General features: G+C 72.1%; 20 protein-coding genes. 7 read left to right on the plus strand and 13 right to left on the minus strand.

The annotated features are described in order from the left end of the window. The first annotated feature begins 24 nt into the window (after window positions 1–24). Entirely contained in the window at window positions 25–987 is a 963-nt protein-coding gene (locus BMZ92_RS07205) for a serine/threonine-protein kinase (protein ID WP_091504951.1), read from the plus strand. On the opposite strand, the gene BMZ92_RS07210 is transcribed toward BMZ92_RS07205, so the two are convergent. Next, window positions 984–1,883: a LysR family transcriptional regulator gene (locus BMZ92_RS07210; protein ID WP_091504952.1), complete on the minus strand. Its 900-nt coding sequence runs from the start codon at window positions 1,881–1,883 to the stop codon at window positions 984–986. The genes BMZ92_RS07205 and BMZ92_RS07210 overlap by 4 nt on opposite strands. A gap of 83 nt (window positions 1,884–1,966) precedes the next feature. On the opposite strand from BMZ92_RS07210, the gene BMZ92_RS07215 reads away from it, so the two are divergent. Next, window positions 1,967–2,926: a DMT family transporter gene (locus BMZ92_RS07215; RefSeq protein WP_091505201.1), complete on the plus strand. Its 960-nt coding sequence runs from the start codon at window positions 1,967–1,969 to the stop codon at window positions 2,924–2,926. Here BMZ92_RS07215 and BMZ92_RS07220 read toward each other — a convergent pair. Both BMZ92_RS07220 and BMZ92_RS07225 read right to left on the minus strand, forming a co-directional pair. Further along, complete coding sequence (locus BMZ92_RS07220; RefSeq protein ID WP_091504953.1) at window positions 2,826–3,485, minus strand: response regulator; 660 nt, start codon at window positions 3,483–3,485, stop codon at window positions 2,826–2,828. The genes BMZ92_RS07215 and BMZ92_RS07220 overlap by 101 nt on opposite strands. Next, the gene (locus BMZ92_RS07225; protein ID WP_091504954.1) at window positions 3,482–4,786 is read right to left on the minus strand and encodes an ATP-binding protein; all 1,305 of its coding nucleotides are present in this window, start codon (window positions 4,784–4,786) and stop codon (window positions 3,482–3,484) included. Before BMZ92_RS07225 ends, BMZ92_RS07220 begins: the two co-directional genes overlap by 4 nt. A 115-nt stretch (window positions 4,787–4,901) precedes the next feature. On the opposite strand from BMZ92_RS07225, the gene BMZ92_RS07230 reads away from it, so the two are divergent. Both BMZ92_RS07230 and BMZ92_RS07235 read left to right on the plus strand, forming a co-directional pair. Continuing rightward, window positions 4,902–6,134: a PspC domain-containing protein gene (locus tag BMZ92_RS07230; protein WP_245782946.1), complete on the plus strand. Its 1,233-nt coding sequence runs from the start codon at window positions 4,902–4,904 to the stop codon at window positions 6,132–6,134. After that, on the plus strand, window positions 6,127–6,354 hold the full coding sequence (locus tag BMZ92_RS07235) for a hypothetical protein (protein ID WP_091504955.1): 228 nt from the start codon (window positions 6,127–6,129) through the stop codon (window positions 6,352–6,354). Before BMZ92_RS07230 ends, BMZ92_RS07235 begins: the two co-directional genes overlap by 8 nt. Window positions 6,355–6,400: 46 nt before the next feature. Here BMZ92_RS07235 and guaA read toward each other — a convergent pair whose 3' ends face one another. After that, on the minus strand, window positions 6,401–7,957 hold the full coding sequence (gene guaA / locus BMZ92_RS07240) for a glutamine-hydrolyzing GMP synthase (RefSeq protein WP_091504956.1): 1,557 nt from the start codon (window positions 7,955–7,957) through the stop codon (window positions 6,401–6,403). Window positions 7,958–8,061: 104 nt separating this feature from the next. On the opposite strand from guaA, the gene BMZ92_RS07245 reads away from it, so the two are divergent. Next, window positions 8,062–9,507, plus strand: coding sequence for an aldehyde dehydrogenase family protein (locus tag BMZ92_RS07245; RefSeq protein ID WP_091504957.1), 1,446 nt, complete (start codon window positions 8,062–8,064; stop codon window positions 9,505–9,507). Here BMZ92_RS07245 and BMZ92_RS07250 read toward each other — a convergent pair. After that, entirely contained in the window at window positions 9,504–10,151 is a 648-nt protein-coding gene (locus BMZ92_RS07250; protein WP_091504958.1) for a response regulator transcription factor, read from the minus strand. The two genes, BMZ92_RS07245 and BMZ92_RS07250, sit on opposite strands and share 4 nt — an antisense overlap. Then, a complete protein-coding gene (locus BMZ92_RS07255) occupies window positions 10,139–11,353 on the minus strand; it encodes a sensor histidine kinase (RefSeq protein WP_091504959.1) in 1,215 nt (404 codons plus the stop codon). The genes BMZ92_RS07250 and BMZ92_RS07255 overlap by 13 nt, the downstream gene beginning before the upstream one ends. A gap of 124 nt (window positions 11,354–11,477) precedes the next feature. On the opposite strand from BMZ92_RS07255, the gene BMZ92_RS07260 reads away from it, so the two are divergent. After that, entirely contained in the window at window positions 11,478–11,834 is a 357-nt protein-coding gene (locus BMZ92_RS07260; protein ID WP_177228574.1) for a hypothetical protein, read from the plus strand. On the opposite strand, the gene BMZ92_RS07265 is transcribed toward BMZ92_RS07260, so the two are convergent. The 3 genes from BMZ92_RS07265 to guaB are packed head-to-tail and all read right to left on the minus strand — an operon-like array spanning window position 11,831 to window position 16,262. Then, the gene (locus BMZ92_RS07265; protein WP_091504960.1) at window positions 11,831–13,540 is read right to left on the minus strand and encodes an FAD-dependent oxidoreductase; all 1,710 of its coding nucleotides are present in this window, start codon (window positions 13,538–13,540) and stop codon (window positions 11,831–11,833) included. The two genes, BMZ92_RS07260 and BMZ92_RS07265, sit on opposite strands and share 4 nt — an antisense overlap. A gap of 55 nt (window positions 13,541–13,595) precedes the next feature. Further along, a complete protein-coding gene (locus BMZ92_RS07270) occupies window positions 13,596–14,726 on the minus strand; it encodes a GuaB3 family IMP dehydrogenase-related protein (protein ID WP_091504961.1) in 1,131 nt (376 codons plus the stop codon). A gap of 33 nt (window positions 14,727–14,759) precedes the next feature. Further along, on the minus strand, window positions 14,760–16,262 hold the full coding sequence (gene guaB, locus BMZ92_RS07275; protein ID WP_091504962.1) for an IMP dehydrogenase: 1,503 nt from the start codon (window positions 16,260–16,262) through the stop codon (window positions 14,760–14,762). Between the two features lie 82 nt (window positions 16,263–16,344). Here guaB and BMZ92_RS07280 point away from each other — a divergent pair, with 82 nt between their 5' ends. Further along, the gene (locus BMZ92_RS07280; RefSeq protein ID WP_177228575.1) at window positions 16,345–16,740 is read left to right on the plus strand and encodes a DUF5319 domain-containing protein; all 396 of its coding nucleotides are present in this window, start codon (window positions 16,345–16,347) and stop codon (window positions 16,738–16,740) included. A 61-nt stretch (window positions 16,741–16,801) separates the two neighbouring features. Here BMZ92_RS07280 and BMZ92_RS07285 read toward each other — a convergent pair whose 3' ends face one another. From BMZ92_RS07285 to BMZ92_RS07300, 4 genes are all read right to left on the minus strand, one after another. Further along, window positions 16,802–17,755, minus strand: coding sequence for an anti-sigma-D factor RsdA (locus BMZ92_RS07285; protein ID WP_245782947.1), 954 nt, complete (start codon window positions 17,753–17,755; stop codon window positions 16,802–16,804). Then, the gene (locus tag BMZ92_RS07290) at window positions 17,756–18,328 is read right to left on the minus strand and encodes a sigma-70 family RNA polymerase sigma factor (protein ID WP_091504963.1); all 573 of its coding nucleotides are present in this window, start codon (window positions 18,326–18,328) and stop codon (window positions 17,756–17,758) included. Between the two features lie 233 nt (window positions 18,329–18,561). Next, window positions 18,562–19,158: a response regulator transcription factor gene (locus BMZ92_RS07295; RefSeq protein ID WP_027940930.1), complete on the minus strand. Its 597-nt coding sequence runs from the start codon at window positions 19,156–19,158 to the stop codon at window positions 18,562–18,564. A 141-nt stretch (window positions 19,159–19,299) separates the two neighbouring features. After that, window positions 19,300–20,121 carry a hypothetical protein gene (locus BMZ92_RS07300; protein ID WP_091504964.1) on the minus strand — a complete coding sequence of 274 codons (822 nt, stop codon included), beginning with the start codon at window positions 20,119–20,121 and terminating at the stop codon, window positions 19,300–19,302. Between the last annotated feature and the right edge of the window lie 3 nt (window positions 20,122–20,124).

Raw genomic sequence — 20,124 nt, forward strand, 5'->3', positions numbered from 1 at the left:
CCGTCGGCGCGACGAGAGGTTGTTTTGGGTACTGAGGGCGCAGTGGTCGGCGGCCGGTACCGGTTGGACCAGCCGATCGGCCGTGGCCGTGCCGGGATCGTGTGGCTGGCCTACGACCTGCTGCTGCACCGGACGGTCGCCGCGAAGCGGATGTACATCCAGCCGGGGCTCGACCCGGCACGCGCCGAGCAGGCGATCGGCACGGCGCTGCAGGAGGGCCGCGCCGCGACGCGGGTGCTGCACAACTGCGTGCTCACGGTCTACGACGTCGTCCGCGACGGGTCGGACGCGTGGCTGACGATGGAGTACGTGCCGTCGCGCAACATGGCGGACTTCCTCACCGAGCACGGCACCCTCACCCCGGAGCAGGCGGCGTACCTGGGCAGCCAGCTGGCGTCCGCGTTGGCGGCCGCCCACCGGGCCGGGGTGCTGCACCGCAACCTCGAACCCGGCAACGTGCTGCTCGCCGACGACGGCGGGGTGAAGGTCACCGACATCGGCATCACGGGCAGCGGGCCGAACCCGGCGTTCCGGGCCCCCGAGGTCACGCGGGGCGCGCCGCCGGATCACGCGGCCGACGTGTTCTCCCTCGGCGCGACGCTGTACCAGGCGGTCGAGGGCGTGCCGCCCTACGGCGAGGACGGCACCGGTCCCCTGCGGCAGCCGCAGCGGGCGGGGCAGCTGACCGGTGCGCTGATGAAGCTGCTGCGTGAGGACCCGATGTCCCGGCCGACGCTGGCCGACAGCATCACGTCGTTCCTGGCGATCACCCAGGGCAGGCAGACCGCGTTCATCCCGCCGACCGCACCCGCGCTGCCGACGGTGCCCGCCGTGTGGCCCGTCCAGCCGCAGCCGCAGCCCGTCGCGACGAAGCAGCCGCTCATCCAGCTCACGCCCGACCGGATCCGGAAGCTGATCCTGACCGTGCTCGCCGTCCTGTGCGCGGCGGCGATCGGCATCGGGATCACCCAGGTCCTTTTCCTCTAAGCGGCGGCGGGGGCGGCCTGCCGCAACCTGTCCAGCAGGTAGCGAACGACGGGCTGACTCGCCGAGCGCGTGGCGACCGCGGCGTGGATCGCCCGGACCGGTTCGGGACGGCGGATCCGCTTGATCACCACGCCGGGGTGGGGCGCGCCGAGGCCGAGCACCGGCACCAGGCTGACTCCCAGACCGGCCGCCACGAAACCCTGCGCCGTCTGGTAGTCCTCGCACTCCAGCACGAAGTTCGGGGCGAACCCCGCCGCCCCGCACGCCGCGATCAGCGTGTCGCGGCACGGACCCGGCGTGCCTTCGGTGCCGACCCACGGTTCGTCCCGCAGGTCGGTCAGGTCCAGGACGCGCTTGCGCACCAAGGGGTGCGTGCGGGGCAGCGCCGCGCGGTACGGGTCGTCGAGCAGATGCACCAGCTCCGCCGTCCGGACCCGCCACTCCCCTCGCCACACCACGATCGCCACGTCCACGTCACCGGACTCGACCTCCGGGATGGACTCGTGGGGTTCGCGCAGCCTGAGGTCCAGCTGGATGCCGGGGAACTCCCGCCGGATCTCCGCCACCGCGGGCGGCACGAGCGCCGCCCCGGCGGTCGCGAAGTACCGGATCGCCAGCCGCCCGGTGCGACCGGCCTTCAGGTTGGCCAGCTCGGCTTCGGCCTTGGCCAGCTGGCCGCTGAGCACCTCGGCGTGCTCGGACAGCAGCGCGCCTGCCGCTGTCGCCCGCACCCCACGCCCGACGCGTTCCAGCAGCTCCGTGCCCGCTTCGCGTTCGAGGGTCGCGAGTTGCTGGCTGATCGCCGAGGGGGTGTAACCGAGGTTGCGGGCGGCCGCCGTGATCGAACCGCTGGTGACCACGGCCCGCAGGACCTGCAATCGCCGGACGTCGAGCATGGCCCAACATTACAGAATTCCTGAAAGACGCATGTAGTTTATTTCGCTTGTCCTTACTGATCACCGGCGGCAACCTGAAGGCCGTGGGCGAGACGAAGACACTGCTGCGGCTGAGCGCGCTGGCGTTGATGTGGGGTTCGAGCTTCCTCTGGATCAAGCTGGGGCTGACGGCGTTCTCGCCGGTGCAGCTCGTGCTGATCCGGATCGTGCTGGGCGCGGCCGTACTCGTGGCGATCTGCTACGCCCAGCGGGACCGGCTGCCGTCCGGACGGCGCCTGTGGGGGCACCTCGCGGTCGCGGCCCTGTTCCACAACGCGTTGCCGTTCCTGCTGTTCGCGGTCGGCGAGCGGACGGTCGACTCCGGCATCACCGGCGTCATCAACTCGACCACTCCACTGTGGACGGTCGTGTTCGCGTTCGCGTTCGGCGTCGACCGCACCCTCGGCGGACCGCGCCTGGCCGGGCTGCTGGTCGGCCTGCTGGGTGTCGTCGTGATCTTCGCGCCCTGGCACGCGAACGGGCTGCTCAGCTGGGGCGCGCTCGCGTGTGTCGCGGCGTCGCTGAGCTACGGCTTCGTCAACGGCTACGAAAGCCGGTTCCTGTCCGCCACCGGTGCGTCGCCGGTGGCGCTCGCCGGAGCCCAGATGCTCGCGGCGAGCGGGTACCTCGTGTTCATGCTGCCCGCGGGCGGCGCGGAGCCGGTGCACCTGAACGCGGTCGCGGTCGCGGCGGTCCTCGTGCTCGGCGTGCTGTCCACCGGTATCGCGTTCGCGCTGAACTACCGGCTGCTCGCGGCCGAGGGGCCGGTGGCGGTGTCGATGGTCAGCTACCTGATGCCCGTGGTCTCCGTGCTGCTGGGCACGGTGTTCCTGCACGAGGCGCTGAACCTCCGCGTGCTCGGCGGGATGGTCGTGGTGCTCGCCGGGGTGGCGCTGACCAGGGTCAGACGAGCCGGCGGTCCGAAGCCCAGCGCGACAGCTCGTACCGGTTCGACAGCTGCGTCTTCCGCAGCACGCTCGACACGTGTGTCTCAACCGTCTTGACGGAGATGAACAGCTCCGACGCGATCTCCTTGTAGGCGTACCCCCGCGCGAGCAGCCGCAGCACGTCCCGCTCGCGCGGGGTGAGCAGGTCCAGCTCGGGGTCGCTGATCGGCGCCGAACCGGGCCGGTCGGCGAACGCGTCGAGCACGAACCCCGCCAGCCGCGGCGAGAACACCGCGTCCCCGTCGGCGACGCGCGTGATGGCGCGGACCAGTTCCTTCGACGAAATCGTCTTGGTGACGTACCCGCGGGCCCCGGCGCGGATGACCGCGATGACGTCCTCGGCGGCGTCGGACACCGACAGCGCGAGGAACACGACGTCCGGCAGCTCGGGCCGGACCCGCCGCAGCACCTCCGCGCCGCCACCGTCCGGCATGTGCACGTCGAGGAGCACCACCTGCGGCTTCGTCCGTGCGATGCCGGCGACAGCGTCCGCCACGGACCCCGCCTCGCCGACCACCCGAACCTCGTCGGTGATCGAGTCCAGCTCCGTGCGCACCCCGGCGCGGAACAACGCGTGGTCGTCCACCAGGAAGACCGTCACCGGTGTCTCACTCATGAAGCCGCACTCCCCGTCTTGATCGGCATCTCCAGCTGCACTTCCGTCCCGTCCCCCGGCGCGGTGCGCAGCCGGACCGTTCCGCCGTTGCGCTCCATCCTGCCCCTGATGGAATCCGCGAGGCCATGCCGGTCCTCCGACACGGCCTCCGGGTCGAAGCCCTTGCCGCGGTCGCGGACGAACACCGTCGCCGTCGTGGGCTCGACCTCGGCGTACACGCTGACCTCCTCGACGCCCGCGTGCTTCGCCGCGTTGACGATCGCCTCCCTGGCCGCCTGCACGAGCGCCGTGAGCGAGTCGTCGAGCTGCGCGTCGCCCACCACGACCTGGGACACCGAGATCGCGAACGCGTCCTCGACCTCCCCGCAGGCCGCGGCGATGGCCGCCGACAGCATGCCGCCCTCGGCGATCTCCTTCTTCGCGCCGTAGCCCGAGGGCCCGTACAGCCAGCCACGCAGCTCGCGCTCCTGCCCGCGCGCCAGCCGCGCGACCTCCTTCGGCGCGTCCGCCTGCTTCTGGATCAACGCGAGCGTCTGCAGCACCGAGTCGTGCAGGTGAGCGGCGATCTCGGCGCGCTCCTCCGTGCGGATGCGGGCCCGGCGTTCCTCACCGAGGTCACGCACCATGCGCAGCCAGAACGGCACGGTCAGCACCGCGACCCCGACCAGCGTGGCCACCACCGCGATCAGCGCGAACTGCACCTGGTCGAAGCTGCCGCTGCGGAGCACCATCACGCCGATACCGGTGATCACCAGCGCGACCCCGGCGAGGATCCGCACCAGCGCCGACCAGCCACCGCCGCCGAGCACCACCCCGGCGACGCCCGAGCGGGCGCCGGCGCGCCACCGCCGGCGTTGCGACTCGTCCGCCTCGCGCCACACCACGGCGGCACCGACGAGGGTCACGGCCAGCGGCACGGCCACCCAGCCGCTGATCGCGCCCGTGAAGGTGCTGCCGCCGACCGCCAGCCCGATGCCCAGCACCAGCAGCCCGATGGCCTGCTGGCGTTCCTTCGGCGAGCTGGGCTCGGACGCGTCCTCCCCCGACCGCTGGGGCACGAAGACCCACAGCAACCCGTAGGCCAGCAGCCCAGCGCCGCCGAACGCCGCGAGCACGGCGAACACCGCACGCACCCACAGCACCCGGACGCCGAGGTGGTCGGCCAGCCCGGCGGCGACACCGGCGACCGCGCGGCCCGCCCGGTGCCGGTACAGCTTCGGCGGCCCCTCCGGCTCGGCGAGCGCACTCGCGGGCACTCGCGTCACGGCCGTCTCGCGGGCCTTCTCCTGCACGTCTTCCATGGTTTCCCCATGGTCACACGGCAGCAAGTCCGATTCATCAGGGAAAGTCCCTGAGCGTGGATCTCAGGGACGTTCCCGGATGTGCGGGCGGCGGCCGCGGCGGATGCTCGTTGGCATGAGTGGCGGGACAGACCAGAACAAGGTCCACGGCCTGAGCGGGTTCGAAGACACCGTGAAGGACTTCTGGACCAGCAGGCCGCAGCGGCCGTTGCGCGGTCGCAAGGTGGCGGGAGTGGCCGCCGCGATCGGCAACCGCTACGGCCTCGATCCGGTGGTCGTGCGGGTGGCGTTCGTCGCGGCGAGCGTGTTCGGCGGCATCGGCCTGGCGTTGTACCTGCTGGGGTGGCTGCTGTTCCCCGGGGAGGGCGACCAGGTCTCGCCGTTCGAGGCGCTGCTCGGGCGGGGCCGCAGCGCGACGTCGAAGGCGTTCACGATCGTGCTGGTCATCGCGTTCTTCCCGGTCGTGAGCTGGGCGTTCTCCGGCAGCTGGGGCTGGTTCGAGGGCGGCGGCATCATCGGCCTCGCCCTGCTGGTCACCGCGCTCTACCTGCTGCACCGAAGCCGCGGCCACGAGAACCGGCCGGTCGCACCCGCGGAGGAGACCATGACGTACCCGATGTCCACGCCGTCACCGGCGACGTCCACCACGGACCCGCTCGGCGCGGCCCCGCTCGCGTGGGACCTGCCGGAGCCGGCGCCCGCCTACACCCCGCCACCACCGGCACCGCCCGCGCCGAAACGGCCGCGGTCCAAGGTCGGCATCGCGACCTTCGGGGTGGCGCTGCTGGTCGCCGGTGCGGGAGCGGCGGCCGCGGCGGCGGGCATCGGCTGGTTCTCGGCGCCGCACATCATCGGCCTGGTGCTGGGTGTGCTCGGGATCGGCCTGGTGAGCGGGGCGTTCGCCAGGGGCGGCCGCGGGCTCATCGCGCTCGCGGTGCCGCTGTCCATCGCCGGGGTGGTGCTGACGTCGGTGCCGGTGGCGGACTACTCGGGCGGCTTCGGCAACGTCGACGCCGCGCCCAGGACCGCGGCCGAGGTGCTGCCCCGGTACGAGCAGACCGCCGGTGACCTGCGGCTCGACCTGACCGCGCTGCCCGCGGACACGCCGGTGACCACCGAGGTCCGCCTCGGCGCCGGGCAGAGCACGATCCTCGTGCCGGAGACCGCCGACGTGCAGTTCGAGTGCGAGAGCTCCGCCGGGAACGTCGACTGCCTCGGCCGCCACAGCGACGGCCTCGGGCGTCCCGCCATCATCGGGCAGGACCTGGGCACCGACGGCACCGGAGGGCTGCAGCTGGACCTGAAGGTTTCGCAGGGAGCGGGAAACATCGAGGTGCGCCGTGGCTGAGTACGACGAGACGACGACGGAACAGCGTCCCCGGCGGCGCGGGGTGGACGTGTTCACCCTGCTGATCGGGCTCGCGACCCTGGTGGCTTCGGCCTACACGCTGACCGACGGCGCGACCTGGCTGCCGTCGTTCGACCTGCGGTGGGTTCTGGCGGGCGGGGCGATCCTGTTCGGGGTGCTGATGCTGGGCGCGTCCCTGCGCGGGGGTCGCAGGGACTGACGGGGAGAGGGGAAAAGGGCCGGTCCGCGGGGGACCGGCCCTTTTCTCATTCCCACTCGATGGTGCCCGGGGGCTTGCTCGTCACGTCGAGGACGACGCGGTTGACCTCCGCCACCTCGTTGGTGATGCGCGTCGAGATCCGCTCCAGCACGTCGTAGGGCAGGCGGGTCCAGTCCGCGGTCATGGCGTCCTCGCTGGACACCGGACGCAGCACCACCGGGTGCCCGTAGGTCCGCCCGTCACCCTGGACGCCGACCGAGCGCACGTCCGCGAGCAGCACCACCGGACACTGCCAGATGTCGCGGTCCAGCCCGGCCGCGGTCAGCTCCTCGCGGGCGATGGCGTCCGCCGCGCGCAGCGTCGCCAGCCGGTCGGCCGTCACCTCGCCGATGATGCGGATGCCCAGCCCCGGCCCCGGGAACGGCTGCCGGTGCACGATCGTCTCCGGCAGGCCCAGCTCCAGCCCGACCCGGCGCACCTCGTCCTTGAACAGCAGCCGCAGCGGCTCGACCAGTTCGAACTGCAGGTCCTCCGGCAGGCCGCCGACGTTGTGGTGGCTCTTGATGTTGGAGGCACCCGCGCCGCCACCGGACTCGACGACGTCCGGGTACAGCGTGCCCTGCACCAGGAACCGGTAGTCCCCCTCGGCCTTGAGGTCGCGCTCGGCCTGCTCGAACACGCGGATGAACTCGCGGCCGATGATCTTGCGCTTCTGCTCGGGGTCGGTCACCCCGGCCAGCGCGTCCAGGAACCGCTCCCGCGCGTCGACGGTCACCAGGTTGACGCCGGTGGCGGCGACGAAGTCCCGCTCCACCTGCGCCCGCTCGCCCGCCCGCAGCAGGCCGTGGTCGACGAACACGCACGTGAGCCGGTCGCCGATCGCGCGCTGCACGAGCGCCGCGGCGACCGCGGAGTCGACCCCGCCGGACAGGCCGCAGATCGCGCGGCCGTCACCGATCTGCTCGCGGATCTTCGTGATCTGCTCGTCCACGATGGACGCGGTCGTCCACTCAGGACGGATGCCCGCGATGTCGCGCAGGAACCGGCGCAGCACCTCCTGGCCGTGCGGCGAGTGCAGCACCTCGGGGTGGTACTGGACCCCGGCGTAGCGCTCCTCCGGGTTCTCGAACGCCGCGACGGGCGTGCGGTCGGAGGAAGCGGTGACCGCCGCCCCGGGCGGCGCCTTCGTGACGCTGTCGCCGTGGCTCATCCACACCTGGTGCCGGGCGGGCAGCTCGCGGTGCAGCACGCCGCCGTCGGCGTCCACCTTGACCTCGGTGCGGCCGTACTCGCGGGACCCGGTGGCCTCGACCGTGCCGCCGAGCGCCTGCGCGAGCACCTGGAAGCCGTAGCAGATGCCGAAGATCGGCACGCCCTGCTTGGCCAGCTCGGGGTCCATGCCGGGCGCGTCGGGCGAGTACGCGCTCGCCGGGCCGCCGGACAGGATGATCGCGGCGGGATCCTTCGCCATGATCTCCTCGACGCCTGCCGTGTGCGGCACGACCTCGGAGTAGACCTGGGCCTCGCGGACCCGCCGCGCGATCAGCTGCGCGTACTGCGCGCCGAAGTCGACGACGATGACCGGACCGCTCGGAGTGGGCACCCGGAACCTCCTCGGGGCGAAAAGTCGGTACCCCCATCGTCCCAGGTGAGCTACGCCACGACGCCCCCGGCCCCGCCCCGGGGCCCCGGGCTTACCTTGGACGCATGGACACCATCACGCCGGAGCCCCGGCCCGCCTGGATCGCGGGCCGCGCCGAGCAGGGCAGCGGCACGCTCGAGGTCACGCACCCGTTCGACGGCAGCGAGGTCGCCACCGTCGCCGTGCCGGGGCCGGACCAGGTGGAGCGCGCGGTCGCCGCGGCGGCCGCCGTCGCCCCCGCGTTCCGCCGCTCCCCCGCCCACGTCCGGGCCGCCGCGCTCGACCACGTCTCGCGGGGGCTCGCGACACGTGCCGAGGAGCTGGCCGAGGTCATCACCGCGGAGAACGGCAAGCCGTTCAAGTGGGCCGAGGTCGAGGTGAAGCGCGCGATCTCCGTGTTCCGGCTGGCCGCCGAAGAGGCGCGGCGGTTCACCGGCGACGTCCAGCGGCTCGACACCGACGCGGGCGGCGAAGGACGGCTCGCGCTCGTGCGCCGGGTCCCCCGTGGTCCGGTGCTGGGCATCGCGCCGTTCAACTTCCCGCTGAACCTGGTCGCGCACAAGGTCGCGCCGTCGCTCGCGGTCGGCGCGCCGATCATCGTCAAGCCCGCGCCGCGCACGCCGTTGTCCTCGCTCATCCTGGGTGAGCTGCTCGCCGAGACGGGCCTGCCGGAGGGCGTGTTCTCGGTGCTGCCGCTGGGCAACGAGGACACCGCGAAGCTGGTCGCGGACCCGCGGCTGCCGGTGGTCTCGTTCACCGGCTCCGGCCCCGTCGGCTGGTCGTTGGCGGAGGCCGCGCCCCGCAAGCACGTCGTGCTGGAGCTGGGCGGCAACGCCGCGGCCGTAGTCCTCGCCGACTGGCCGGACCTGCCGGGCGCGGCGGCGAGGATCGCGACGTTCGGCAACTACCAGGCCGGGCAGTCGTGCATCGCGGTGCAGCGGGTGATCGTGGAGCGCGCGGTGGCCGACGAGTTCGTCCCGGCACTGCTCGACGCCGTGCGCGGGCTCAAGACCGGCGACCCGTACGACGCGACGGTCGATGTGGGTCCGGTGGTGGACGAGGCCGCGGCGGAACGCATCGTCGCGTGGGTCGACGAAGCGGTCGCGGGTGGCGCGAAGGTGCTCACCGGTGGTTCCCGCAAGGGCGCGACGGTGGAGCCGACCGTACTCACCGACGTCCCGGCGAACGCGAAGGCGTGGGCGGAGGAGATCTTCGGCCCGGTGCTGGCGGTGTCCGTTGTGGACAGTGCGGACGAGGCCTTCGCGGCGGTGAACGCCTCTGCCTACGGGCTGCAGGCCGGCGTGTTCACCCGCGACGTCCAGCTGGCCTTCCGCGCGTCGGCCGAGCTGGAGGTCGGCGGCGTGATCGTCGGTGACGTGCCGTCGTACCGGGCGGACCAGATGCCCTACGGCGGGGTGAAGGGCTCCGGGGTCGGCCGGGAAGGCGTGCTCGCCGCGATGCACGACCTCACCGAGGAGCGCGTCACGGTGTTCACCGGCATCGAGCTCTAAGCCCTGTTCAGGTAGGCGAGGACGGCCAGGACGCGGCGGTTGCCGTTGTCGTCGTCGGTGAGGCCGAGCTTGCCGAACAGCGAGGTCGTGTACTTGCTGACGGCGCTTTCGGAGAGGAAGAGCCTGCGGCTGATGGCCTGGTTGGACAGGCCCTCGGCCATCAGGCTCAGCACGGAGTGCTCGCGTTCGGTGAGTCGTTCGAGCCGCCGGTTCGACGGCCCGCCGGCGAGCAGCCGGCCGATGACGGCGGGATCCATCGCGGTCCCGCCACCGGCGACCCGCTCCAGCGCGTCGATGAACTGGTCGGCTTCGAACACGCTCTCCTTGAGGAAGTAGCCGACGCCACCGGACCCGTCGGCGAGGAGTTCGCGGGCGTACAGCTGCTCGACGTGCTGCGACAGGACCAGGACCGGCAGCCCCGGCACCTCCCGGCGTGCCGCGAGCGCCGCCCGCAACCCCTCGTCCGTCTGCGACGGCGGCATCCGGACGTCCACAATGGACACATCAGGCCGCCACTCCAGCAGCGCGTCGAGCGTTTCCGGTCCCGTGCTCGCCGTCGCGACCACCTCGTGCCCGTACGCCTCGACCAGCCGGACCATCCCATCACGCAGCAGGTAGAGGTCCTCGGCGATCACGATCCGCATGGCACCATCATCCTCACCAGCGTCGGACCGCCCGCCGGGCTGGTGATCTCGAGCGTGCCGCCGAACACGGCGAGCCGCCTCCGCAGCCCGGCGAGCCCGCCGCCGGCGTCCACGCCGGCCCCGCCCCGGCCGTTGTCCTCGACCTCGACCACGATGCCGTTGTCGTCCCCGCTGAGGGAGATCCGCGCCCGGTCCGCCTTGGCGTGCTTGACCGCGTTCGTCATCAGCTCGGCGACGCCGAAGTAGAGGGCGGCCTCGATCGGCGGGTCGAGGCGCGGCGGGACGTCGGCCGTCACGTCCGTTTCGAGGGGGCTGTCCAGCGCCAGCGCACGCACGGCGTCGGCCAGTCCCCGCTCGGTCAGCACCGGCGGGCTGATACCCCTCACCAGCTCCCGCAGCTCGCTCAACGAGGTCGCGGCGCCTGCGCGCGCGTCCCGCAGGAGCGCCTTGGCCTGCTCCGGATCCGTCTCCATCAGCTTCTCCGCGGTGGCCAGCGACAACCCGAGCGCGACCAGCCGCGCCTGCGCCCCGTCGTGCAGATCCCGTTCGATGCGCCGGATCTCCGCCGCCTGCGCCACGGTCGTGTCCGCCTGCCGCGCGGTCAGCTCGTCGACCCGCATCGCGGGTGACGGGCGGAGGAAGCGCACGGCCACGGGCTCGGCGAGCCGCCAGGCGTAGGGCGCGGACGCGACGGCGACGACGACGCCCGCGATGGTCACGAACCAGCCGAACCCGAGCACCGCCACCACGACCCCCGCCACCGGCACGGCCGCGACCAGCCCGGCCGTGAGCGGTGCGATGACGGTGAACCGCACGTCCCGCCACGTCGCCGGGTCGGTCCACCGCAGCCGCAGCTCCTGGTCCTCCCTCGCCTCCTTGCTGGTGCGCGAGTAGGACGACCCGTTCCACCAGTACCCGGTGGACAACCGCACCACCGGAGGCGCCTCCCGGTACCCGCCGGGGACGACCGTGCCCGTCCACCGCGCGACGAGCGCGCGGAACATCCGGCAAACCGGGCGGGACAAGGCGAACGTCGCGACGCAGGCCAGCACGAACGGCCCGATCCACGACCACGGGTTGCCGCCCCACCACAACCACACGCCCACGGCGGCCGCCCACACGGCGGGCACCAGCATGCTCACCACCAGCACGGCACCCGCTCGCAGGAACCCGGCGCAGGCGTTCACCAACCACTTCCGCATGTCTCCACTGTGCGGCACCCGCGAGCCGGAACCCAGCGGATCGGCGCGGAAGTGGGTCCAGCCCCACCCCGCCGTAGGTCCAGACCCATACCGGGGTGGCCGCGTGCTTCCTAGCGTCGACGCCATGGAAAACGTGAAGAAGTTCGTCGCCGTCTACGGCGCGTTCGCTGTCGCCGTGCTCGTGGTGGTCGTCGTCCTCTCGGTCATGGGCCACGAGGCGAGTTCGTTCGAGTGGGGCCGGACCATCGGGATGGTCGCGAGCGCCGCGGTCACGTACTGGCTGACCGTCCTCGCCGGCCGGGGAGCGCGCTGGGCCTACGTGCGGGTGCGGATCATCGTGGTCGTCGTGCCGATCGCGGTCATCGCCCTCGACGCCATCCCCGGCGCCCTGCCACTGTGGTTCGCCGCGACGCAGATCGCGGGCGCGCTCGCCCTCGTCCCGGCCGCGTTCCTCGTCCGCCGCGCGGCGTCCCGGGCCTAACCCACCAGCGGCAACCGCAACGCGGCAGGGGCTTCCGCCGGGACGGCGGGGTTCTTCGGCGCGACCCGCTCCAGCCGGCGGTAGCCCTCCTCCTGCGGCGGGCGCGGGTCGGCCTCGCCCTTGTTGGGCCAGAACGAAAACGCCCGCTCCGCCTGGGCGGCGATCGTCAGCGACGGGTTCACGCCGAGGTTCGCCGTGATCGCCGTACCGTCCACGATGGACAGTGTCGGGTACGAGAACACCCGGTGGTACGGGTCGATCACACCGTCCCCGGGGTCGGTGCCGATCGGCGCGCCGCCGATGAAGTGCGCGGTCAGCGGGATGTCGAAGATCTCGCCCCACGTCCCGCCCGCGACGCCGCCGATGTGCTCCGCCGTGCGCAGGTTCGCCTCGTGCCCGGCGGGGATGAACGACGGGTTCGGCTCGCCGTGCCCCTGCTTCGAGGTGTACTTCCGCCGCCCGAACAGCCCGCGCTTGGTGAACGTCGTGATCGAGTTGTCCAGGCTCTGCATCACCAGCAGGATCACGGTCCGCTCGCTCCAGCGGTAGCCGTTGAGCAGCCGCAGCGACTGGACCGGGTTCCGCACGATGGTCTTGATCGCCTGCAGCCACCGCGGCGTCGGGAGCGAGCCGTCCGTCGCGATCGTCTGCAGCAGGCTCATCGCGTTGCTGCCCTTGCCGTAGCGCACCGGCTCGATGTGGGTGTTCTCGTCGGGGTGGATCGACGACGTGATCGCCACCCCGCGGCTGAAGTCCTGCTCGGGGTCGACGGTCAGCCGCCCGGCGCCGATGATCGCCTCGGAGTTCGTGCGCGTCAGCTCGCCGAAGCGGGGCGAGAGCTTCGGCAGCACACCCTCGTCCCGCATGCGGTGCAGCAGCTGCTGCGTGCCCCACGTGCCCGCGGCGAGCACGACCTGACCGGCGGTGAGGCTGTGCCGGAACCGGCGCGATTTCGTGCCGGTCTTGTGGATGTCGACGACCCACGACCCGTCCGCCTGCGGCCGGATCGCGTCCACAGTGGTCAGCGGGATGACCTTCGCGCCGCCCTGCTCCGCGAGGTACAGGTAGTTCTTGACCAGCGTGTTCTTCGCACCGACGCGGCAACCGGTCATGCACGAGCCGCATTCGGTGCAGCCCGTGCGGGCCGGGCCGGCACCACCGAAGTACGGGTCCGCCGCCCGCTCCCCCGGCTTGCCGAAGTACACCCCGACGGGCGTCGGGTGGAACGAGTCCTCGACCCCCATGTCGCGCGCGACCTTGCGCATCACCACGTCGGACGGGGTGACGGTGGGGTTCGTGACCACCCCGAGCATCCGGCTGGCCTGGTCGTAGTGCGGCGCGAGCTCGCTCTCCCAGTCGGTGATGTGCGCCCACTGCCGGTCCCGGTAGAACGGCTTGAGCGGCCGGTACAGCGTGTTCGCGTAGACCAGCGAACCGCCGCCGACCCCGGCTCCAGCGAGCACCATGACGTCGTTGAGCAGGTGGATGCGCTGGATGCCGAAGCACCCCAGCGCGGGCGCCCACAGGTACCGCTTGAGGTCCCAGGACGTCTTGGCGAACTCGTCGTCGGCGAAGCGGCGGCCCGCCTCGACGACGGCCACCCGGTAGCCCTTCTCGGTGAGCCGGAGGGCCGCGACGCTGCCGCCGAAGCCCGACCCGACCACGATCACGTCATAGTCAGCTGCACTGCTGTTACCCGCGGTCACACATAAAACTGTAACGCCGGGCCGCGTTCCTGACCAGGAGTAAGTTACCGATGAGTCAGCCGCGGACCGTCAGTCCGACGCGCTGGAACTCCTTGAGGTCCGAGTAACCGGTCTTCGCCATCGCCCGGCGCAGCGCGCCGAACAGGTTGATCGCACCCTCGGCGTCCGACGACGGGCCGTACAGCAGCGTCTTGAGATCGACCTCGTAGTCCGGGCCCGCGGCCACGCGCGAGCGCGGCAACGACGGGTGCGCGGCCGCCGCCGTCCAGTACAGGCCGTTGCCCGGTGCCTCGGCGGCCGCCGCGAGCGGAGCGCCCAGCATCACCGCGTCGGCACCGCACGCGATCGCCTTGGCGATGTCGCCCGACGCCGTCATCCCGCCGTCGGCCAGGACGTGCACGTACCGGCCGCCGGTCTCGTCGAGGTAGTCCCGCCGGGCGGCCGCGGCGTCGATGATCGCGGTCGCCATCGGCACGCCGATACCCAGCACGCGGTCCGTGCTCGTGATGCCCGGGGTGTACCCGTGCCCGACGATCACGCCCGCCGCGCCCGTGCGCATCAGGTGCATGGCGGTCCGGTAGTCGGCGGTGCCGCCGGCGATCACCGGCACGTCGAGACCGCCGATGAACTCCTTGAGGTCGAGCGGGTCCGCGTCACCCGACACGTGCTCGGCCGAGATGATCGTGCCCTGCACGACGAGGATCTCCACCCCCGCCGCGATGAGGTGCGGGGTCAGCTCCGCCGCGCGCTGCGGGCTCACCCGCGCCGCGACCGTCACGCCCGACTCGCGGACCTTGCCCAGCGCCTCGGCCAGCAGCTCGGGCTGGACTGGTGCCGAGTGCAGCTCCTGCAGCACCCGGACCAGAGCCGTCGGGTCCTCGTCCTTCACCGTGTCGATGAGCCGGGCCATCGCCTGCTCGACGTTGGCGTGCCGGGCCCACAGGCCCTCGGCGTTCAGCACGCCGAGCCCGCCGAGCTTGCCGATCTCGATCGCGGTGGCCGGCGAGACGATCGCGTCCGTCGGGTGCGTGACGAGCGGCAGGTCGAACCGGTAGGCGTCGATCTGCCATGCGGTGGACACCACCGCGGACGAACGCGTCCGGCGCGACGGGACGATCTCCACGTCGTCGAGGTCGTACGCGCGCCGCGCGGTACGCCCCATGCCGATCTCGACCAGATCCCGCACCTGCGGATCCCCTCTCGTGTCTGTGCTCGCCCGTCAGCGGGCGGTGTAGTTGGGCGCCTCGACGGTCATCGTGATGTCGTGCGGGTGGCTCTCCTTGAGCCCGGCCGAGGTGATCCGCACCAGCTGCGCCTGCTGCAGGTCCGCGACCGTGTTCGCACCGGCGTAGCCCATCCCCGCGCGCAGCCCGCCGACGAGCTGGTGCACGACGTTGACGAGCGGGCCGCGGAACGGGATGCGCCCCTCGATGCCCTCCGGCACCAGCTTGTCCTCGCTCAGCACGTCGTCCTGCGCGTAGCGGTCCTTCGAGTACGACTTCCGCCCGTCCCTCGACTGCATGGCGCCGAGCGAGCCCATGCCGCGGTAGGCCTTGAACTGCTTGCCGTTGACCAGGATCAGGTCACCGGGCGATTCGGCGGTGCCCGCCAGGAGGCTGCCCAGCATGACGCTGGACGCGCCCGCGGTGATCGCCTTCGCGATGTCACCGGAGTACTGGATGCCGCCGTCGCCGATCACCGGCACCCCGGCCGGGCGGCACGCCTTGTCGGCCTCGTAGATCGCGGAGATCTGCGGCACGCCGACGCCGGCGACGATGCGGGTGGTGCAGATCGAGCCCGGCCCGACGCCCACCTTCACGCCGTCGGCACCCGCGTCGACCAGCGCCTGCGCGCCCGCCCGCGTCGCGACGTTGCCGCCGACGATGTCGACGGTGTCGCCCAGCTCCTTCTTCAGCGTCGAGACCATCTCGACGACCGCGCGGGAGTGCCCGTGCGCGGTGTCGACCATCAGCACGTCCACGCCCGCGTCCGCGAGCGCCATCGCGCGCTGGTGCCCCGACGGCCCGACCCCGACGGCGGCACCGACCAGCAGGCGGCCGTCCGGGTCCTTGGTCGCGTTGGGGTACTGCTCGGTCTTGACGAAGTCCTTGACGGTGATCAGGCCACGCAGCTTGCCCGCGCCGTCCACGATCGGCAGCTTCTCGATCTTGTGCCGGCGCAGCAGCCCGAGCGCCGCGTCCGCGGTGACCCCCACCTGCGCGGTGACCAGCGGCTGCTTGGTCATCACCTCGCTCACCGGGCGGCTGTAGTCCACCTCGAACCGCATGTCGCGGTTGGTGATGATGCCCACCAGCGTGCCCGACGCGTCCGTGACGGGGACGCCGGAGATGCGGAACCGGGCACACAGGGCGTCGACCTCGGCGAGCGTGTCGTCGGGCGAGCACGTCACCGGATCGGTGACCATCCCGGCCTCGGACCGCTTCACGACCTCGACAGCGGCGGCCTGCTCGTCGATCGGCAGGTTGCGGTGCAGCACGCCCATCCCGCCCTGGCGCGCCATCGCGATGGCCATCCTGGCCTCGGTGACGGTGTCCATCGCCGCCGAGATCAGCGGGATGCGCAGGGTGATGTTGCGGGACAGCCGCGTGGTGGTGTCCACCTCGCTCGGCACGACGTCCGACTCGGCGGGCAGCAGCAGCACGTCGTCGAAGGTCAGGCCCAGCATCGCGAACTTGTCTTCCGGGTTGAACTCGCTCGTCATGGCTGGTGGCAGACCTTCCTCGGCGGATCGGAGAACTCCTTGTCGATGGTATCTGGACAGCTCCCCACCCCCGCCCGGTACCGTGCAGGCCGTGCCGCACGACGTGTTGCCCCCGGACCCGTTCGCCGACGACCCGGACGACCCCGCGAGGGATCTGGCCGAGCCCGGCGATGACCTGGTGGAACCCATGGACTCGCAGGCCCGCACCGAGCTGCTCGCGGACCTGTCGGACCTGGCTGTCTACCAGGCGCTGCTGGAGCCGCGCGGGGTGCGCGGCATCGTCGTGGACTGCGGCGAATGTGACCAACCGCATTACCACGACTGGCACCTGCTGCGCGCCAGCCTCGAACAGCTGCTCGCCGACGGCCGGATGCGGCCGCACGAGCCCGCGTTCGACCCCGACCCCGCCGACTACGTCAGCTGGGACTACTGCCGCGGGTTCGCCGACGGCGTGACCGCCACCGAAAGCGCGTACTGAGACCTCCGGAAACGCGAAGAGGCCCGGCTCCTGCGAGCCGGGCCTCTTCGCGTGCCTGGGATCAGCCGCCGCTGGGGTCGACCCCCGCGGGCTGCTGACCGCCGGTGCCGCTGTCGGGCGAGGAGTCGTAACGGATCGTCGACCCGCCGGCGGTGTCACCACCTGCGGACGAGGAGCTGCTCTCCGTGGTCGGCGGCGTCGAGCTCGGAGTCTCCGACGACGTCGGCGTGCTCGACGACGACGGCGGAGGCGGCACGACGGACGTGCTGCTCGGCTTGCTCGGCGGCTGCGTCGTGGACGACGCCGACGACGCGACGGACGACTGCGACGAGGACGGCGGAGGTGCCGTCGAGGTGCCGGGGTTCTGCAGCAGCTGCGTCAGCTGCTGGTGCTCCCGCATGAGCTGGGCCAGGTTGTCCTCCGCGGACACCTGGGACAGCTTCGCGGCCGCCTCGGCGAGCGCCTGCTGCGCCTCGGCGATGCGGCCCTGGGACAACGCGATGCTCGCCTGCTGCAGGTCGGTGCGGGCCGCGGAGGCCGCCTCGACCGAGCGGGCGTGGTCGGAGTACAGGACCTTCGTCAGGCCCCACAGCGCATCGCCCGGCTGGGCGTCCCGCGCCGCGAGCCCGGTCCCGCTGAAGGCGATGGCCAGCACCGCCGCGGCCACCGCGACCGGCACCAGCACGCGCCGCTTGCGGGCCTTGTGCCCGTGCCGCTTCGCCAGCGCCGCCGTCTTGACCGTGGTCACGGCGGTTTCGGTGTCCACCAGCTCGGCGAGCGGTTCGCTGTCGATGTCACGCCGCCACGCCAGCAGCAGCGCGTTCAGCTCCTGGTCGCCGAGCCCGTCGGCCACCTTGGGATCGGAGCCGCCGAGCGCGTCCAGCAGCGCGTCGTCGGCGTGCACAGCGGACAGGTCCGCCTCGAACGCCGCTTGCGACGCGCTCATCGTCTCGTCGTCGAACGTGAACGCGCCCAGCTCGCGTCTGAGCTCGTCCCGGCTGTCGCGGTCGGTCACTCAGGCCACCTCCTCGGACGCCAGCGCCTTGCGGAGCCGCGCGAGAGCCCGGTGCTGGGCGACGCGGACGGCGCCCGGCGTGGAGTCGACCGCCTCGGCGGTCTCCTCCGCGGACAGGCCCACGACCACTCGCAGCACCACGATCTCGCGTTGTTTGTCCGGCAGCACTCGCAGCAGCTGGGCCATCCGCTCGTTCAACTCCCCCTGCAGGGCATGCTGCTCGGGACCGATGTCCCCCTCGATCTCGTCGGGGATCTCGGCCACCGGCTCGGCCCGGTTGCGGACGGCGGCCCGATGCGCGTCGGCCACCTTGTGCTGGGCGATGCCGTAGACGAAGGCCAGGAACGGGCGTCCTTGGTCACGGTACGAAGGCAGGGCCGTGAGCACCGCGAGACACACCTCCTGAGCTACGTCGTCCGCAGAAGCGAACGAACGCTCCTGCCGGCCTACCCTGGCGCGGCAATACCGCACCACGAGAGGACGGATGGCGGCCAGCAGCCGCTCCACTGCCTGAGGATCTCCCTCGACGGCAGCGGCGACCGACTCCTCCAGTCCGTCCCCCACAGTGGCCATCGCAGACAACAGTCCCAGCGTTACGTGTAGGCGTACAAAATGACGGCGCGCGGCATCCACATCCCTCGCACCGGTGATGCCCACCGTACCGCCCGGCCCCGACATAGCTCGTGCACGGTCGCTTTCGGCGCGCCCCGAAAACCCGGAACGCGCCGACGAGCGGCTTGAAAGGTGTTCAATAATTCAACGACCAGCGAAGCCTACAACATGAAAGATGCTCGGGAAAGCACCGGTCACGAAACGAGGCCCCGGCGGAACCCGTGAGCCACCGCCTGAGCGCGGTCGCGGACGCCGAGCTTGCGGAACAACCGCCGCGCGTGCGTCTTCACGGTGTCCTCCGAGAGGTACAGCTCACGGCCGATCTGGCCGTTGCTCTTGCCCTGGCTCATCCCGCGGAGCACCTGCAGCTCGCGCTCGGTGAGCTGCACACCGGGGTCGGCGGGCTGGCGCGGCGCCGGGACCGAGGTGCTGGCGAGGGTGTGCGCGAGTGCGGCCACGAGCTCGGGGCGAGAGGCGTCCCACCTCAGGTACCCGCGAGCGCCACCGGCGATCGCCGCCGCGATGCTGCTGGCATCGTCGGGAGCGCCGAAGACGATCACGTTCGCCTGGGGATTGGCGGACACCAGCCGCCGAGTCGCCTCGACCCCGGCAGGCATCGCGCGCTGGGTGCCGACGAGGACGACGTCCACCGGCTGCCGCGAATACCTGGCCAGCAACTCGTCACCGTGCGCTACACAGTCGATGCGACTGACGCCGGGGACAGCAGACATCACGCGGGTGAGCCCTTCGCGGACACTGCGTCGGTCGTCGCAGATCAAGACCGTAGTCACGGGGTTTCCTTCCTGCAGCCGGGTGACCTTCCATATCCCCTATCGGACGCTTTAGGCCGCACCTTGACACGATCCGGTGGCTTTTTTTGGAAGATCTTCGCCCGGATGTCGGTATGGGCGCCTCGAGTGCTCCAACCGGCGTCACGCCGGCACCCATGGCGAGTCACGCGCCAGCCGCCTCCCGTCCGGATCAGTTCGTAGTAACACAGCGTGCAGTACCGCGTCGACCCTGGATCGATCCCGTGCAGGCACATCCGCGCCGTGCTCCGCGGCGAGCAGCCCGGCGGGCCAACTCAGGGAGCGTAGTGCGAATTCCTCCGACACGCCGAGGGCTTCGACCACGAGGTGCAGCGCTCGTTCCCGTTCTCCCGTCGCGCCGAGCGCCGCGGCCAGGACGAGCTGCGACTTCGTGACGTGCCGGAGCGCGCCCGCGGCGGCGGCGAGCGCCAGCGCGGCCTCGGCCGGCGCGACCGCTTCGGCCGCCCGGCCGGACGCCAGCTCGATCTCGGCCGTGACCCAGCCCAGCCGCACCTCCGACCGCCAGCCGCGCGGGCGCACCCTGGCCAGCAGCCGCCTGGCGACGGGCAGCCTGCCGACACCGAGGTTGTCGGCGGCGAGCCCGAGCAGCGCGTCCGCCCTCGCCCCGTCGGCGTCGAGCCCGTCCGGATCGGGCTCCCCCGCCACTCCGGCCACGAGCCTGAGCGCGGCGCCGTCGAACGCGAAGGCCGCCTGGTGCCCACCCAGCTGCCGCCGGTGCGAGGCGAAGGTGGACAACGCCAGAGAAGAAAGGACGGGATCAGGGCCGCGGCCGAGCGCGCGGAGCAACGTCGCGGCGGCCGCGTACCGGCCCTGGGCACCGAGCACGATCGCGCACAGCAGCTCCGCGCGCGGCGATCCGGGCACGCCCGGCGGCAGCACCGGGGCGTCACCGAACGCGGCGCGGCGCAGCTCCTCGACGTCCACGCC

Source organism: Amycolatopsis sacchari, from assembly GCF_900114035.1.
GTDB classification, from domain to species: Bacteria; Actinomycetota; Actinomycetes; order Mycobacteriales; family Pseudonocardiaceae; genus Amycolatopsis_E; species Amycolatopsis_E sacchari.

Bases quoted from the DNA above. Each gene is read 5' to 3' on its own strand.
- BMZ92_RS07250 (WP_091504958.1), bottom strand. From the start codon at position 10,151: ATGCGGATCGTGATCGCCGAGGACCTCTACCTGCTGCGTGATGGGATG.
- guaB (WP_091504962.1), bottom strand. From the start codon at position 16,262: ATGACGAGCGAGTTCAACCCGGAAGACAAGTTCGCGATGCTGGGCCTG.
- BMZ92_RS07230 (WP_245782946.1), top strand. From the start codon at position 4,902: ATGAGTGGCGGGACAGACCAGAACAAGGTCCACGGCCTGAGCGGGTTC.
- BMZ92_RS07220 (WP_091504953.1), bottom strand. From the start codon at position 3,485: ATGAGTGAGACACCGGTGACGGTCTTCCTGGTGGACGACCACGCGTTG.
- BMZ92_RS07225 (WP_091504954.1), bottom strand. From the start codon at position 4,786: ATGGAAGACGTGCAGGAGAAGGCCCGCGAGACGGCCGTGACGCGAGTG.
- BMZ92_RS07290 (WP_091504963.1), bottom strand. From the start codon at position 18,328: ATGGCCACTGTGGGGGACGGACTGGAGGAGTCGGTCGCCGCTGCCGTC.
- BMZ92_RS07245 (WP_091504957.1), top strand. From the start codon at position 8,062: ATGGACACCATCACGCCGGAGCCCCGGCCCGCCTGGATCGCGGGCCGC.
- BMZ92_RS07255 (WP_091504959.1), bottom strand. From the start codon at position 11,353: ATGCGGAAGTGGTTGGTGAACGCCTGCGCCGGGTTCCTGCGAGCGGGT.
- BMZ92_RS07260 (WP_177228574.1), top strand. From the start codon at position 11,478: ATGGAAAACGTGAAGAAGTTCGTCGCCGTCTACGGCGCGTTCGCTGTC.
- BMZ92_RS07210 (WP_091504952.1), bottom strand. From the start codon at position 1,883: ATGCTCGACGTCCGGCGATTGCAGGTCCTGCGGGCCGTGGTCACCAGC.